14 protein-coding genes are annotated in these 14,440 nt (G+C 65.6%); 9 read left to right on the top strand and 5 right to left on the bottom strand.

The annotated features are described in order from the left end of the window. The first annotated feature begins 12 nt into the window (after nucleotides 1-12). Together plsY and AAFG16_RS23390 are read left to right on the top strand one after the other, a co-directional pair. Nucleotides 13-609 (top strand): glycerol-3-phosphate 1-O-acyltransferase PlsY, encoded by a 597-nt coding sequence (gene plsY, locus AAFG16_RS23395; RefSeq protein ID WP_027559631.1) that lies wholly within the window; start codon nucleotides 13-15, stop codon nucleotides 607-609. A gap of 311 nt (nucleotides 610-920) precedes the next feature. Then, complete coding sequence (locus AAFG16_RS23390) at nucleotides 921-2,111, top strand: patatin-like phospholipase family protein (RefSeq protein ID WP_283086487.1); 1,191 nt, start codon at nucleotides 921-923, stop codon at nucleotides 2,109-2,111. Here AAFG16_RS23390 and AAFG16_RS23385 read toward each other — a convergent pair. Then, a complete protein-coding gene (locus tag AAFG16_RS23385; protein WP_283086486.1) occupies nucleotides 2,103-3,347 on the bottom strand; it encodes an amidase in 1,245 nt (414 codons plus the stop codon). The genes AAFG16_RS23390 and AAFG16_RS23385 overlap by 9 nt on opposite strands. 91 nt (nucleotides 3,348-3,438) lie before the next feature. Here AAFG16_RS23385 and dprA point away from each other — a divergent pair, with 91 nt between their 5' ends. Beyond that, nucleotides 3,439-4,581 carry a DNA-processing protein DprA gene (gene dprA / locus AAFG16_RS23380; protein WP_342740698.1) on the top strand — a complete coding sequence of 381 codons (1,143 nt, stop codon included), beginning with the start codon at nucleotides 3,439-3,441 and terminating at the stop codon, nucleotides 4,579-4,581. On the opposite strand, the gene AAFG16_RS23375 is transcribed toward dprA, so the two are convergent. Beyond that, entirely contained in the window at nucleotides 4,578-4,991 is a 414-nt protein-coding gene (locus AAFG16_RS23375) for a helix-turn-helix domain-containing protein (protein WP_283086484.1), read from the bottom strand. The two genes, dprA and AAFG16_RS23375, sit on opposite strands and share 4 nt — an antisense overlap. Before the next feature lie 83 nt (nucleotides 4,992-5,074). On the opposite strand from AAFG16_RS23375, the gene AAFG16_RS23370 reads away from it, so the two are divergent. Further along, on the top strand, nucleotides 5,075-5,683 hold the full coding sequence (locus AAFG16_RS23370; RefSeq protein WP_342740697.1) for an NAD(P)H-dependent oxidoreductase: 609 nt from the start codon (nucleotides 5,075-5,077) through the stop codon (nucleotides 5,681-5,683). Nucleotides 5,684-5,743: 60 nt separating this feature from the next. On the opposite strand, the gene AAFG16_RS23365 is transcribed toward AAFG16_RS23370, so the two are convergent. Continuing rightward, nucleotides 5,744-5,926 (bottom strand): hypothetical protein, encoded by a 183-nt coding sequence (locus tag AAFG16_RS23365; RefSeq protein WP_283086482.1) that lies wholly within the window; start codon nucleotides 5,924-5,926, stop codon nucleotides 5,744-5,746. Nucleotides 5,927-6,100: 174 nt separating this feature from the next. Next, nucleotides 6,101-6,874: a glucose 1-dehydrogenase gene (locus AAFG16_RS23360; protein WP_342740696.1), complete on the bottom strand. Its 774-nt coding sequence runs from the start codon at nucleotides 6,872-6,874 to the stop codon at nucleotides 6,101-6,103. Nucleotides 6,875-6,996: 122 nt separating this feature from the next. Here AAFG16_RS23360 and AAFG16_RS23355 point away from each other — a divergent pair, with 122 nt between their 5' ends. Both AAFG16_RS23355 and AAFG16_RS23350 read left to right on the top strand, forming a co-directional pair. After that, nucleotides 6,997-7,464 carry a helix-turn-helix domain-containing protein gene (locus tag AAFG16_RS23355; RefSeq protein WP_342740695.1) on the top strand — a complete coding sequence of 156 codons (468 nt, stop codon included), beginning with the start codon at nucleotides 6,997-6,999 and terminating at the stop codon, nucleotides 7,462-7,464. A gap of 250 nt (nucleotides 7,465-7,714) precedes the next feature. Then, entirely contained in the window at nucleotides 7,715-8,185 is a 471-nt protein-coding gene (locus AAFG16_RS23350; RefSeq protein ID WP_342740694.1) for a flavodoxin family protein, read from the top strand. Nucleotides 8,186-8,428: 243 nt separating this feature from the next. Here the strand turns inward: AAFG16_RS23350 and AAFG16_RS23345 are convergent, their stop codons facing one another. After that, nucleotides 8,429-8,668: a hypothetical protein gene (locus AAFG16_RS23345; RefSeq protein ID WP_027559641.1), complete on the bottom strand. Its 240-nt coding sequence runs from the start codon at nucleotides 8,666-8,668 to the stop codon at nucleotides 8,429-8,431. 226 nt (nucleotides 8,669-8,894) lie between these two features. Between AAFG16_RS23345 and topA the strand changes: the two genes are divergently transcribed. Genes topA through AAFG16_RS23330 form a run of 3 tightly spaced genes read left to right on the top strand, consistent with a single transcriptional unit; the run spans nucleotide 8,895 to nucleotide 14,429 of the window. Beyond that, nucleotides 8,895-11,630 carry a type I DNA topoisomerase gene (gene topA, locus AAFG16_RS23340; RefSeq protein WP_342740693.1) on the top strand — a complete coding sequence of 912 codons (2,736 nt, stop codon included), beginning with the start codon at nucleotides 8,895-8,897 and terminating at the stop codon, nucleotides 11,628-11,630. A 19-nt stretch (nucleotides 11,631-11,649) separates the two neighbouring features. After that, nucleotides 11,650-13,995 carry a ribonuclease R gene (gene rnr / locus AAFG16_RS23335; protein WP_342740692.1) on the top strand — a complete coding sequence of 782 codons (2,346 nt, stop codon included), beginning with the start codon at nucleotides 11,650-11,652 and terminating at the stop codon, nucleotides 13,993-13,995. Then, on the top strand, nucleotides 13,989-14,429 hold the full coding sequence (locus AAFG16_RS23330) for a DUF983 domain-containing protein (protein WP_342740691.1): 441 nt from the start codon (nucleotides 13,989-13,991) through the stop codon (nucleotides 14,427-14,429). The genes rnr and AAFG16_RS23330 overlap by 7 nt, the downstream gene beginning before the upstream one ends. Nucleotides 14,430-14,440: the final 11 nt, after the last annotated feature.

Here is a 14,440-nt window from a genome sequence, read left to right as displayed (position 1 = left end):
GGAGATGCAGCCATGGGGCTTGAAGCCTTCCTGCCGGTGGCTTTCGTCATCGGCTACCTCCTCGGCTCGATTCCGTTCGGACTGATCCTGACCAGGCTCGCCGGCACGCAGGATATCCGCTCGATCGGCTCCGGCAGCATCGGCGCCACCAACGTGCTGCGCACGGGACGCAAGAGCCTTGCCGCGGGCACCCTGCTGTTCGACGCGCTCAAGGGCACCGTGGCGGTCGTGATCGCCGGCTACATCGCAGGGCCCAACGCCGCGATGGTGGCCGGGCTCGGCGCCTTCCTCGGCCATCTCTTCCCGGTCTGGCTCAAGTTTAAGGGCGGCAAGGGTGTCGCCGTCTATATCGGCATCCTGCTCGGCCTGTTCTGGCCGGCCGCACTGGTGTTCTGCCTGCTCTGGCTCGCAACCGCCTTCACCACCCGCTACTCCTCGCTCTCGGCCCTGGTGGCATCCTTCATCACGCCGATATTCCTGTGGTGGTTCGGCCACCTGGCACTTGCCTCGCTGTTCGCGGTGCTGACCTTGCTGCTGTTCTACGCGCACCGCGAGAACATCAAGCGGTTGCAAGCCGGCAAGGAAAGCCGGATCGGCGAGAAGGCCTAAAGCATGATCCGGAAAAGTGCGCAGCGGTTTTCCGAAAAGATCATGCTCAAACAACAACCTAAAGCGCGATGACGATTCATCCTGATCTCATCGCGCTTTAGAGCGTTTTCGAGCGAAGTGGATACCGGTTCGCGTCAAGAAAACGCGTCAAGAGAAATCCAAGTCCGGAAAAAGTACGGATAGCGCCGCACCACCTCCGCATTATATGCCAAATTCTGTTCGCAACTCCGAAGCTGCTCGCGGCCGGAGTGGCGAACGAGTTCCATGCCTGTCATCCTGACAGAGAAGATGGCGTTACGCGGTTGCTCAGAATGAGCGAGAAGATTGTCGGCACGCATGACGGTGGCGGTTTGCAAGGTGCTTCCAGCACCGCGGCAAGCCGGCTGCTCTCGATGACCAATATCTGGTCCGATGCGCCCTTGCCGCCTCCTGTGCCCGCACCTGTCCCTCCACCACCGCCGCCTGCTCCCGTCGCGAAAGCCGTCGCTCCGGTCGAAGTCATGACCGCGGCCGCACCCGTCGTGCGCGATCAGGTCCGCGCCGCCCAATGGCCGCCGCGAAAACTCTCGCTGGCGCTCCAGGGCGGCGGCACTTTCGCCGCCTTCACCTGGGGCGTGCTGGAGCGGCTCTTGGAAGAGCCGTCCATCGCATTCGACACCATCAGCGGCGCCAGTGCCGGCGCCATCAACGCGCTCCTCCTCGCCTCCGGTCTTGCAGAAGGCGGACGCGAAGGCGCCCGGTCGCGGCTGAACCGGTTCTGGGTCCGCCTGATGCACGAGGCCTCGTTCCGCTCGCTGATGCTGCTCGGCGGCTTCTCGCCGGCGGGAAGCTCGGTCGCGTTCGGCCCGACGCTGCGCTCCGGGCAGTTCGACCCGTTCGACCTCGATCCGCTGCGGCAGGCGCTGTCCCGCGACATCAATTTTGCCGTTTTGCGCGATGCGGCCTGCCCAAAGCTGCTGATCGCAGCGACTCGGATCCGCGACGGTCAGCAGCAGGTCTTCCGCAACGAGGCAATCACCGCCGACGTCGCGCTGGCCTCGACCTGCCCGCCCCTGGTTCATTGTGCCGTCGAGATCGACGGCGAGGCCTATTGGGACGGCGGTTTTGGCGGCAACCCGCCGCTGGTGCGGCTGGTGCAGGAATCTGCAACCGCAGACCTCCTGCTCATCCAGGTCACGCCGGCGCGCGACAGCTATGTGCCGATCACGCTCGCCGCGATCGACCGCCGGCTCGACCAGATCGCCGCCAACGCTGCGCTCAATGCCGAGATCGCTGCGATCGCATGGGCGCAATCGCACGCAGCGCCTGCGCTGCGGCTCTCCCGGATCGCGGCCGAGGACTCCGTTGAGGGCCTCGCGCAGCGCTCATCCACCGATCTCGGTCGCGGCTTCATCCGCACGCTGCACCGGAGCGGCCGCGAAGCCGCCGAGCGCTGGCTCGGACAGGACGCAGCCGCAGCGGCCCAACGCGCCCTTTCCGTCGCAGAACCTGCGCTAGCCTGATTTCGCCAGCGCGTTCTCCAGGAACCACGCCGCGGCAAGTGCGCCCGGATCATTGCCGAAGCGCGCGATCACCTGCACGCCGATCGGCAGGCCACCCGCCTTCAGCACCGGCACGTTGACGCAAGGATTGCCCATCAGCGTCCAGAGCCGGTTGTAGCGGGGATCGCCCGTGGTCGCGAGCTCCTTGGCCGGCGGCGTGCCCGGCGCCGAATAGGTCAGCAGCACATCGACGCCCTCGAACAATTCGCCGAGCTCGCGGCGGCCGCGGCGACTGATCCGCCGTGCCTCGTCATAGTCCTTCGGCGTCAGCCCGACCGACGCATCAAGGCTGGCGCGCAGCATCGGCGCGATCTCGTCGTGACGCTCGGAAAACTCCCAGGCGAGCGCGCGATGCGCCTCGAACTCCTGGATCACCGGATGGATGCGCCAGGCCTCCTGCACCGCTTCAGGCAGATCGATGACCTGCACGCTGGCGCCGGCCTTCTCCGCCGCCTTGATGGCGGCCTGCAGCCCCTCTTCCGCAGCCGGCTCGACCGCGCCCGCGAACTCCTGCCTGACCACCCCGATGCGCGGCGACTTCGCCGGCGCGATATCTGAGAACTCGATGCGCCCCGTCATGGCGAGCAGTCCGCGCGCGAGATCCTCCGCGCGCGCACCGAACAGGCCGACCGTGTCGAGCGCCCACGAATAGCACTTCACGCCGACCGTCGGCAGCATCCGGAACGACGGCTTGATCGCGGCCGTCCCGCAATAGGCCGCGGGCCGGATCACCGAGCCGCCGGTCTGGGTGCCCAGCGCCAGCGGGATCATGCCGGCGCCGACGGCCGCCGCCGAGCCCGAGGACGAGCCGCCCGGCGAATGGCCGAGATTATGCGGATTGAGTGTTGGCGTCGGATCGCGCGAGGCAAACGCGGTCGTCGTGGTCTTGCCGATGATGGTGGCACCTGCCCGCTTCAGCATCATCACCACGGGCGCATCGCTGCGCGGCTGCCAGCCGCGATAGATCTCCGAGCCCATCTCGGTCGGAAAATTGGCGGTGTCGATGATGTCCTTGATCCCGACCGCAATGCCGCGCAGCGGGCCGGCGGCTTGCGCCTTGGCACCCTTGTCGTAGCGGACGAAGGCGCGGACATCCTTCTCCTTGCTCTCGATCGCTGCAAGCGACTGGGCGATGGCGGCATCGGGCGAAAGCTCCGCCGCTTCGATGCGGCGCTGGAGGTCGGCGAGTGAGATCATGGCAAAATCCTTCTTATTGGGATCGCTTTTAGCATCGGGGCAAGGTCGCGCAAGCGCACGTCGCTGTTGCGCAACGCCCTCAGGTTGTTCCATGCTGTCTCTGCAAGGAGACGCCGTGGACGCCATCAATCCAAGCGTGGAGCTGACTGAGCAAGAGCGGATCGACCGCCTGCGGCTGATCCGCTCCGACAATGTCGGGCCGCGCACCTTCCGTTCGCTGGTCGATCATCTCGGCAGCGCCCGCGCCGCGCTGGAGCGGCTTCCTGACCTGGCGCGCCGCGGCGGTGCCCAGCGGTCGGGGCGCATCTGCAGCGCGGACGAGGCCAAGGCCGAGCTCGCCGCGAGCCGCAAGTTCGGCATCGCCTGGCTCGCGCCCGGCGAGGACGGCTATCCGGCGCGCCTCGCGATGATTGACGATGCGCCGCCTCTGCTCGCCGTGCGCGGCGATAACGCAAGCTTGATGCGTCCGATGATCGCGATCGTCGGCTCGCGCAATTCGTCCGGTGCAGGCCTGAAATTCGCCGGCCAGCTTGCGCGCGAGCTTGGCGAGGCCGGCTTCATCATCATCTCGGGCCTGGCGCGCGGTGTCGACCAGGCCGCGCACCGCGCGAGCGTCGAGAGCGGCACGATCGCCGTGCTCGCCGGCGGACACGATTGCATCTATCCGCCCGAGCATGGCGACCTGCTCACGGCGATCCTCGATCACGCGGGCGCGGCGATCTCGGAGATGCCGCTCGGTCACGAGCCGCGCGCCCGCGACTTTCCCCGCCGCAACCGGCTGATCTCGGGCGCAGCGCTCGGCGTCGTCGTGGTGGAAGCCGCGCACCGCTCGGGCTCGCTGATCACCGCGCGCATGGCAGCCGAACAGGGCCGCGAGGTGTTCGCGGTGCCCGGCTCGCCGCTCGATCCGCGCGCCGCCGGCACCAACGATCTGATCAAGCAGGGCGCAACCCTCGTCACCGAAGCTGCCGACATCATCAACGCGGTTGAGCCGATCATGGAGCGCCCGCTGATGAGTCCTGCGAGCGAGCCCGACAGCGAGCCGTTCGAAAGCGATCCGCAAGGCCATGACCGCGATCAGATCACCGGCCTGCTCGGCCCTGCGCCGATCTCGATCGACGATCTCGTGCGGATGTCCGGCGCCTCGCCCGCGATCGTGCGCACCGTGCTGCTGGAGCTCGAGCTCGCCGGCCGCCTCGAGCGCCACGGGGGTGGTCTCGTTTCGCTTCTTTAATCGCCGTCGTTGCGCCGATCGAACTGCCTACGCGCAGCCTCGATCTGCATCAGATGGTCCATGGCCCACTGCCCGAGCGCCTTCACCGGCTGCTGCAGCCCGCGGCCGAGATCGGTCAGTTCGTAATCGACGCGCGGCGGAATGGTCGGAAAGATCGTGCGCGTGACGAGGCCGTCGCGCTCGAGGCCACGCAAGGTCAATGTCAGCATCCGCTGCGAGATGCCGCTGATCATGCGCTTCAGTTCATTGAAGCGCTTGGGCCCGTCGCTCAGGTTCATGATGACGAACACGCTCCATTTGTCGCCGACCCGCGACAGGACCGACGCCACGCCGCGGCAGTCGGCATGGTCGGGATGCGGCAGCGGCGGCGCAGGCAAATCGATGTGTGCAGGTTTCAATGATGTGCCCATGGCTCAAAAAAGTGCGTTCTTGCGGGGATTTCGACAGTCACTCATGTAGTCCGGGTTACAAATCTATACCATGGGTGACCCCAATGAAACTCCTGCATATCGACTCCAGCGTCCTCGGCCCCCACTCCGTCTCCAGGCAGGTTTCCGCCGCCATCGTCGACCGGCTCAGGCAGGCGACGCCTTCCCTCGACATCGCCTATCGCGATCTGACCCAGACCCCGCTCGCCCACCTTTCCGGCTCGCACCTCGCGGCCGCGCAAGGCGCGCCGGCGCCTGCGGAACTCGGACCCGACCTTGCCGCAAGCGCGGCCGTTCTGAACGAGTTCCTCGACGCTGACATCGTCGTGATCGGCGCGCCCATGTACAATTTCACCATCCCGAGCCAGCTCAAGGCCTGGATCGACCGCGTCCTCGTGGCGGGGAAGACCTTCAAATATGACGCGAGCGGCCCGCAGGGCCTTGCCGGCAGCAAGCGCGTGATCGTGGCGATCTCGCGCGGTGGTTATTACGGCCCGGGCACGCCGGCCGCCTCACTGGAGCATCTCGAAACTTACTTGCGCGGTGTGTTCGCCTTCATGGGCATCACCAGCCCCGAATTCATCGTTGCCGACGGCATCCAGGTTGGCCCCGAGCATCGCGAGAAGGCCCTGGCCGGCGCTCTTGCGGCCGCCACCAGCCTGCGCGCGGCGTAAGGCTCACACTGAAAACAGCCGCTGCCGGCCTTTCGGCGGCGGCTGACCGATCGAACGGACCTAAAACCAGGAGCCCTGAATTCCCAGGATCACGGCGACGAGCGAGATGAATAGCCCGATGCCGGAGAACAGAGCCACCCCGATGAACTCGGACGTGTCGGAGCGTTTGGCTGATGTGGCGGACCGTTCGGTGTAAATACGTGGTGCTGAAATCGACGAAAAAATGCGAGCTGCCTTCGGCATCACGGGCTCCTTTGAAATGAGTCTTTTGACCCCCGCCCGTAAAAAGGTCTTGGCAGCATGCGCCAAGGTTCAACGCCTCACACAAGGTTCAACAAATATATCCCGCAAGATGCGGGAACCCGTCGGCACAACCGCGCGAGGCCGGCCGACAGATTCAATTTTCACTTCACTTGATCAACCACGGTAAATCGGCGCGCCGCTCGGGGAGGCCACTGCGCCGCCATCGACGAAGATCTCCTGGCCCTGGATGTGCGCGGCATCATCGGAGGCAAGGAACAGCACCGTCTTCGAAATGTGATCTGGTTCACCAATGCGCCCCAGCGGCGTCGACAGCGCAATGCGCTTCTCGAATGCTTTCTCCGCTTCAGGCGTTGCGATTGCCGCGCCCCAGATCGGCGTGCGGATCGCGCCGGGCGCAACGACGTTGACGCGGATGCCGCGCGGCGACAGTTCCGAAGCCATGATGCGCGCCATCGCGCGCACGCCGGCCTTGGCCGCGCCATAGGCGGAGTAGCCGGGAATGCCAAGCACGGAGATCACCGAGCCATTGAGGATGATCGAGGCGTTGTCGTTGAGATAAGGCAGCGCCGACTGCACCGTGAAGAACACGCCGGTGAGGTTGGTGCTGATGACCTTCTCGAAAACCTCGAGCGTCGCCGACCCCAGCGGCGTGCCGCCGGGAATGCCGGCATTGGCGAACACGATGTCGAGCTTGCCGAACTTGTCGGCGCCCTTCCTGATCGCAGCTTCCGTCGCCGCGATGTCGGTGGCATCAGCCGCGAGTGCAATCGCGTTCGGGCCAAGCTCTTTCGCCGCGGCCTCCAGCGTTTCCTTGTTGCGCCCCGTGACGATCACCTTGGCGCCCTCCGCCACGAACAGCTTTGCCGTCGCCAGTCCAATGCCGCTATTGCCGCCGGTAATGAGGGCCGTCTTGTTCTTCAGTCTCACGCTCGTCTCCAGTGGTTGCATAATGAAACTACATTGCCATCTAGAGCGCATGGTTTTATGATGCAACCACACAAGCGCGTGATCGACGCCGAAATCGTGCGAATGCGACAGGACGACAGACGATGGTGAAACGAACGAGCTTCGAAGGAGATTCCTGTCCGATCGCGCGGTCGCTGGAAGCGATCGGCGACTGGTGGTCGCTGCTGATCATCCGCGAGGCGCTGTTCGGCATCCGCCGCTTCGGCGAATTTCAGAGCAAGCTCGGCATGGCCAAGAACATCTTGTCCGCGCGGCTGCGGTCGCTGGTCGACCACGGCATTCTGGAAACAGCCCCCGCGTCGGACGGCAGTGCCTATCAGGAATATGTGCTGACGCCGAAGGGCCGCGGCGTCTTCCCGGTCCTCGTCGCGCTGCGCCAATGGAGCGAGGAGTTCGACGACCATCCCGAAGAGATCGCAACCATCCTGGTCGACCGCGAGAAAGGCCGCCCGGTGAAGAAGCTCGAAATGCGCGCCGAGGACGGCCGCCTGCTCAGCCCCGCAGACACCACGCTGAAGCTGCGGCCTGCGCCGCGACGGCGCTCGGCGTGATGCGGCAAGTCTGCTACGACACCGTCATTGCGAGCGGAGCGAAGCAATCCAGAATCTTTCCGCAGAGGCAGTCTGGATTGCTTCGCCGCGCTCGCAATGACGACGCGGGGCTTGTACAAAATACAGTCAGCGTCAAAGATGCCTGAATACCGCAACGTGGCACCGCCATGCCTCTGCTCGCCATCGTCTATTTCTCCATTCCGGCACCACCGAGAAGCTCGCGCATGCGGTAGCGCGTGGAGCGGATGGCGTGGCGGACGTCGCACTCTGTCGCATCACGGGCGATGACATCGTGTCCGGCCGCTTCCAGAATGAGAGCCTATTCGAAGCGATCGACCGCGCCAGCGCGGTCGCGTTCGGCAGCCCGACCTACATGGGCGGACCCGCGGCTCAATTCAAAGCATTCGCAGACGCGTCAAGCGACCGCTGGGGCCAACAGCGTTGGGCCAACAAGATCGCCGCCGGATTCACGACGGGCGCCTGCGCGAGCGGCGATCAACTGCACACGCTGACTTACTTTTCCATTCTGGCTGCGCAGCACGGCATGCTCTGGTGCGGACTGGATATCCCGGGCGGGGAGGATCCGGGCGGCCGTAATCGCTTGGGCAGCCAGCTCGGCCTTGCGACGCATCAGGTCGACGGCGCGCTGCCTCGGGGCGACCTCAGCACGGCCGAATATCTGGGCCAGCGATTGGCTCGGTCGGCTGGCCGCAACGGCTGACCACCCCGTCATGCGAGCGTAGCGCAGCAATCCCGAGTCTTTGACGACGTTGATGCAGAGCGCCACAATCTCTCACCGTCACGCTGAGGTGCTCGCCTCTTCGGCGAGCCTCGAAGGGCGACGGCCCGGCCGTTCATCCTTCGTGGCTCCCGGCGCGATGCTCCGCATCGTGCCGCTCGCACCTCCAGCGACGAGCGCCGTGCGCTCGCGCGGGGATGACGGGACTACAAATCGGGCCCACCCTCACGACAGCTTGCGCTTGCTCCGCAGGCGCAAATGCTCGTCGGCCTCCAGCTTGGTCATCCCCAGGAGATAATGCAGCACGTCGAGCTTGTGGCGCTCGGCGAGTTTGCGCAAAGCGCCGGCCTGCTCCGAGATGAAGGCGACCGCCTCATCGGCCCCGCCTTCCCCCGGTTCCTCGTTGCGCGTGCGTGTCGGCGCGCGTGATGCGGCGCGCGCCCGTTTCCTTCCCGGCTTCGTCACCCGACCCCACCCCGAATCCCTGCCCCGGAGGAACTTTACGCCGATCCTGCGCAACTCCAAGGTGGTATTTTGCAACTTTCTCGATATGAAACTTTTCCCATTCGGAACGCTCTCAACACCCCTCGATTTGACAGGGACCGCCTCACCACCCATGTTCGGATCGAAACGGCCGACCCGAGTCCTTTCGTCTTCGGCCCAAGATTTTCCCGTAAGTCACTGGAACTACATGAATATCGTCATTGTGGAGTCGCCGGCGAAAGCCAAGACGATCAACAAATATCTGGGCTCGTCCTACGAGGTTCTGGCCTCGTTCGGCCATGTCCGCGATCTCCCCGCGAAGAACGGCTCCGTCGATCCCGACGCCAACTTCAAGATGATCTGGGAGGTCGACCCCAAGGCGGCCGGCCGGCTCAACGATATCGCCAAATCCCTGAAGGGCGCCGACCGCCTGATTCTCGCCACCGACCCTGATCGCGAGGGCGAGGCCATCTCCTGGCACGTGCTGGAGGTGATGAAGGAGAAGCGCGCGCTGAAGGATCAGAAGATCGAGCGCGTGGTGTTCAACGCCATCACCAAGCAGGCGGTCTCGGAGGCGATGAAGAACCCGCGCGAGATCGACGGTGCGCTGGTCGACGCCTATATGGCGCGCCGTGCGCTGGACTATCTCGTCGGCTTCACCCTCTCCCCCGTGCTGTGGCGCAAGCTGCCGGGCGCCCGCTCGGCCGGCCGCGTGCAGTCGGTGGCGCTGCGCCTCGTCTGCGACCGCGAGCTCGAGATCGAGAAGTTCGTGCCGCGCGAATACTGGTCGCTGATCGCGACCCTGCTCACCCCGCGCGGCGATGCCTTCGAGGCGCGCCTCGTCGGCGCCGACGGCAAGAAGATCCAGCGTCTGGACATCGGCACCGGTGCGGAAGCCGAGGACTTCAAGAAGGCGCTGGAACTGGCGAGCTACGCCGTCACCGCGGTGGACGCCAAGCCGGCCCGCCGCAATCCGCAGGCGCCCTTCACCACCTCGACGCTGCAGCAGGAAGCCAGCCGCAAATACGGCTTTGCGCCGGCGCACACCATGCGCATCGCCCAGCGCCTCTATGAAGGCATCGACATCGGCGGCGAGACCACCGGACTCATTACTTATATGCGTACCGACGGCGTGCAGATCGCCCCCGAGGCGATCACCCAGGCGCGCAAGGTGATCGGCGAAGATTACGGCAACGCCTATGTGCCGGACGCCCCGCGCCAGTACCAGGCCAAGGCCAAGAACGCCCAGGAAGCGCACGAGGCGATCCGTCCGACTGACCTCTCCCGCCGCCCCGACAGCATGAGCCGCAAGCTCGATGCCGACCAGGCCAGGCTCTATGAGCTGATCTGGAAGCGCACCATTGCGAGCCAGATGGAATCGGCCGAGCTGGAGCGCACCACGGTCGACATCACCGCGAAGGCCGGCGCCCGCACGCTGGAACTGCGTGCAACCGGCCAGGTCGTCAAGTTCGACGGCTTCCTCGCCCTCTATCAGGAAGGCCGCGACGACGAGGAGGACGAAGACTCCCGCCGTCTGCCCGCGATGAGCCCGAACGACGCGCTGAAGCGGCAGTCGCTCGCCGTTACCCAGCATTTCACCGAGCCGCCGCCGCGTTTCTCGGAAGCATCCCTTGTCAAGCGGATGGAAGAGCTCGGTATCGGCCGGCCCTCGACCTATGCCTCGATCCTTCAGGTCCTCAAGGACCGCGGCTACGTCAAGCTGGAGAAGAAGCGCCTGCACGGCGAGGACAAGGGCCGCGTCGTGGTCGCGTTCCTCGAAAGCTTCTTCGCCCGCTACGTCGAATACGACTTCACGGCCAGCCTCGAAGAGCAGCTCGACCGCATCTCCAACAACGAGATCTCCTGGCAGCAGGTGCTGAAGGATTTCTGGACCGGCTTCATCGGCGCCGTCGACGACATCAAGGATCTGCGTGTCGCGCAGGTGCTCGACGTGCTCGACGACATGCTGGGCCAGCACATCTATCCGCCTCGCGCGGACGGTGGCGATATCAGGCAGTGCCCGAGCTGCGGCAACGGCCGGCTGAACCTGAAGGCCGGCAAGTTCGGCGCCTTCGTCGGCTGCTCGAACTATCCGGAATGCCGCTACACCCGCCAGCTCGCCGCCGACAGCGAGACCACCGCCGACCGTTCGCTCGGCCAGGACCCCGATACGGGTCGCGATGTCTGGGTCAAGGCCGGCCGCTTCGGCCCCTATATCCAGCTCGGCGAGCAGAAGGATTATGAGGAAGGCGAGAAGCCGAAGCGCGCAGGCATCCCGAAGGGCACCTCGCCCGGCGATGTCGACCTCGAGCTTGCGCTGAAGCTGTTGTCGCTGCCGCGCGAGATCGGCAAGCATCCGGAGACCGGCCAGCCGATCACGGCAGGCCTCGGCCGCTTCGGGCCGTTCGTGAAGCACGAGAAGACCTATGCGAGCCTGGAGGCCGGCGACGAAGTCTTCGACATCGGCCTTAACCGCGCCGTGACGCTGATCGCGGAAAAGGCCGCCAAGGGCCCGAGCCGCCGCTTCGGCGCCGATCCCGGCAAGGCGATCGGCGATCACCCCTCGCTCGGCACCGTCACGGTGAAGGCCGGCCGCTATGGCCCCTATGTCAGCGCGGGCGGCGTCAACGCGACGATTCCTGCCGAGATCGAGAAGGACGCCATCACGCTGCCGCAGGCGATTGCGCTGCTCGATGAACGCGCCGCCAAGGGCGGCGGCAAGGCCAAGGCCGCCAAGAAGGCGAAGCCGGCCAAGGCAGCCAAATCCGCCGACGGCGAGGACGCAACGCCGAAGAAGAAACCGGCCGCGAAGAAAGCCGCGGCCAAATCGAAAACCGAATCCACCAGCAAGGCGCGCGCTGCCGTGTCGTCGACCGCCAAAACGTCGCCGACCAAGACAGCCACCGCCAAGGCTCCGGCCAAGAAGAGTGCCGGCAAGAATTAGATCAAGAATTAGAGGTTAAGTGAAACGCAAGCATGACCATGGCTTTCCCGACAGGCAAGCCATCGTCGCCTTCATCAAGGCAAATCACGGAAAGGTCGGAACCCGCGAAATTGCGCGCGAGTTCGGCCTGAAGAACGCCGATCGCGTCGAGCTCAAGCGCATGCTGCGCGAGCTCGCCGACGACGGGATCATCAAGAAAAAACGCCACACTGTGTCCGAGCCGGACGCGCTCCCGCCGACGCTGCTCGCCGACATCACCGGCCGCGACAGCGACGGCGAGCTGATCGCCTCCCCCGCCGAATGGGACGAGGTCGAGAGCGGCGAGCCGCCAAAAATTCTCATTGAGATGCCGCGCCGGGCCAAGCCCGGCACCGCCGCCGGCGTCGGCGACCGCGCGCTGCTGCGCGTCGAACGCACCGACGAGGACGAAGGCCCGGCCTATCGCGGCCGCATCATCAAGGTCATCGACAAGGCCAAAAGCCGCATCCTCGGCGTGTTTCGCAGCCTGCCCGAAGGCGGCGGCCGGCTCGTCCCCGTCGACAAGAAGTTCGCCGACCGCGAGCTGAACATCGCCAGGACCGATACATCAGGCGCGCAGGACGGCGATCTCGTCAGCGTCGATATTGTCCGCACCCGCGGCTTTGGCCTCGCCTCCGGCCGGGTCAAGGAGAAGCTCGGCTCGGTCAAGTCGGAGAAAGCGATTAGCCTGATCGCGATCTACGCCCACGAGATCCCCCTGCAATTCTCCTCCGCCGCCGAGCGCGAGGCGGAAGCGGCAGAACCTGCGAACCTTAGGGGACGCGAGGACTGGCGCGACGTCCCGCTCGTCACCATCGATCCGCCCGACGCCAAGGATCACGACGACGCGGTGCATGCGCAAGCCGACGACGATCCCAACAACAAAGGCGGCTTCATCGTCAACGTCGCCATCGCCGATGTCAGCTTCTACGTCCGGCCGGGCACCGCGCTCGACCGCGACGCGCTCGATCGCGGCAACTCGGTCTATTTCCCCGACCGCGTCGTGCCGATGCTGCCCGAGCGCATCTCCAACAATCTCTGCTCGCTGGTGCCAGGCGAGCCGCGCGGCGCGCTCGCGGTGCGCATGGTGATCGGCCCCGATGGTCGCAAGCGCTCGCACAGTTTTCATCGCATCCTGATGCGCTCGGCGGCGAAGCTGAACTACGCGCAGGCGCAGGCCGCGATCGACGGCCGCACCGATGACACCACCGGTCCCCTGCTCGATCCGATCCTGAGGCCGCTCTACGCCGCCTACGCCTGCGTCAAGCGGGCCCGTGACGAGCGCGATCCGCTCAACCTCGATCTGCCCGAGCGCAAGATCCTGCTCAAGAGCGACGGCACGGTCGACCGCGTCGTCGTGCCTGAGCGTCTCGATGCGCACAAGCTGATCGAGGAGTTCATGATCCTCGCCAACGTCGCCGCGGCCGAGATGCTGGAGAAGAAATCGCTCCCGCTGATCTACCGCGTGCATGACGAGCCGACGCTGGAGAAGGTCCATGCGCTGGCGGAGTTCCTGGAGACGCTCGACGTCCCCTTCACCAAATCAGGCGCGCTGCGCCCCACCCTGTTCAACCGCGTGCTGGCCCAGCTCGAAGGCCACGACTATTACCCGCTGGTCAGCGAGGTGGTGCTGCGCGCGCAGGCGCAGGCGGAATATTCCTCGGAGAATTACGGTCATTTCGGCCTGAATTTGCGCCGTTACGCGCATTTCACCTCGCCGATCCGCCGCTATGCCGACCTTGTCGTGCACCGCGCGCTGGTCCGCGCGCTCGGCCTCGGCGAGGGCGCCCTGCTCGACAGCGAGACGCCGGAGAGCCTCGGCGAGGTCGCCGCGCATATTTCGCTGACCGAGCGGCGCGCGATGAAGGCCGAGCGCGAGACCGTCGACCGCCTGATCGCCCATCACCTCGCCGACCGCATCGGCGCGAGCTTCCAGGGCCGCGTCTCCGGCGTCACCCGCGCCGGCCTGTTCGTGAAGCTCTCCGAGACCGGCGCCGACGGCCTGATCCCGATCCGATCCCTCGGCACGGAATATTTCAACTATGACGAGGGCCGTCACGCGCTGGTCGGCACCCGCAGCGGCACCATGTATCAGCTCGGTGATGTCGTCGACGTCCGCCTGATCGAGGCGGCGCCCATCGCCGGCGCGCTGCGTTTCGAGCTGCTGTCCTCGGACAGCGAGAGCGGCCCACGCGAGCGGCGGCCGTTCCGCGCCCAGCGCAAATCCGCCAAGGCGCATCCCGGCCGCAGCCCGGAGAGAAAACGCAAGCCGGAGAAGCAAAAATCCGGCAAGGGCAAGAAGCAAAGAAAGAACAAGGGCAAAAGCAAGAAGGGCAAGGCGTGGTGACGATGAGCACGGCCCCGAAGATCTGGACGCGCGAGACCGGTCTCGTCGAGAAGCGCGACGTCTGGACCGCAATGAAGCGCGGCTTTCGCAGCCGCTGCCCGCGCTGCGGCCAAGGCAAGCTGTTCCGCGCCTTCCTGAAGACAGCTGACAATTGCAGCGCATGCGGCCTCGATTTCACGCCGCACCGCGCCGACGACCTGCCCGCCTATCTCGTCATCGTCATCGTCGGCCACGTTACCGTGCCGGCGATTCTCTGGATCGAGACCAATTACACGACGCCGATCTGGCTGACCTTCGTGGCCTATCTGCCCTTCACGTTCTTTGCCTCGCTCGGTCTGCTCCAGCCGGTGAAGGGAGCTGTGGTCGGCTTGCAATGGGCTCTGCGCATGCACGGGTTTGACGAGAACCCTCCGGATGGTATTCCGCCGGTGTAAGCAAATAAGCA

The sequence above is a fragment of the Bradyrhizobium sp. B117 genome, assembly GCF_038969555.1.
GTDB lineage: Bacteria > Pseudomonadota > Alphaproteobacteria > Rhizobiales > Xanthobacteraceae > Bradyrhizobium.
The sequence above is the reverse complement of the archived record's forward strand: the minus strand, read 5'-3'. Positions and strand labels throughout refer to the sequence as shown.